This window comes from Mesorhizobium sp. P5_C1 (genome assembly GCF_054049815.1).
This window is the reverse complement of record NZ_JBFULQ010001186.1, coordinates 1-847: the sequence shown is the minus strand read 5'-3', so window position 1 is coordinate 847 and position 847 is coordinate 1. Positions and strand designations below refer to the sequence as shown.

2 protein-coding genes are annotated in these 847 nt (G+C 59.9%); both read left to right on the top strand.

Annotated features, from left to right (window positions below):
* Position 1 precedes the first annotated feature (1 nt).
* Entirely contained in the window at positions 2 to 253 is a 252-nt protein-coding gene (locus ACXJ7R_RS34775) for a DUF6455 family protein (RefSeq protein WP_457155746.1), read from the top strand.
* Positions 254 to 414: 161 nt separating this feature from the next.
* On the top strand, positions 415 to 847 hold a 433-nt coding region (locus ACXJ7R_RS34770; protein WP_457155745.1), incomplete at its 3' end, for a hypothetical protein.

Genomic DNA, 847 nt, shown 5'->3' with positions numbered 1-847 from the left:
CCTGATTTCAGTGGACGCAAGGACAGCCCTGATGGGCCGTATGATGCGGAAGCTCGGCGTCGACAGACAATTGAAGATCGTCGCGGACCACGCAGCCGTTACAAATCGGGCGGTGGACCGCTGCCGCTCCTGCGGACACCAGGATGAATGCTCGAACTGGCTCGACGAACACCGGCAAGCGGATGATCCGCCGGATTACTGCCGTAACCGCGACCTGATCGCACGGCTGCAGCATGCGGCCGGCCGCCGATAGTGCTTTCAGCGCCAGACACGGGCTGGTGCGTATTTAGTGTCCTATAGCTTGCTTGCAGCAAAGAGGTCTGCGAATGCCGTTCGACGTTTGGGGCTGACGAGAGTCAACGCATCAAACCGAGTTCTTCTGTGATACATTTGCATCCACGGGACCAGGCCGTTTTGGACACTCTATTTTTCCTGGAAGCATTTCTGCTCTTTATCGCGCCCGGGCCAACCAACGCTCTTCTGATGGCGGGGGCGGTCAAGCGAGAGAAGGCAATTGCACTCCTGGTCGCACAGGCCTGCGGCTACGGGATCGCAGCGGCCTGCTGGCTTTTGCTGCGACCCTTGCTGCCGTCCGGCGCCATCCAGGTGCTCAAGCTGGCCGCAGCTGTATGGCTCGTAATTCTTGGCCTGCGTCTGATAGGCACCGACCGGGTCAACGCGTCCGACGGCGGCGATAGCCTTTCGGTTCTGGCAACCACTGCACTCAACCCGAAAGCCTTTATCTATTGTCTGGCAATCGTGCCGGTAGACGCGGGGCCGTACGAACTGGGCCTCTTCTGGATCGTGCTCCTAGTGACCACGGCTGCCACCGGGTCGATGTGGATAT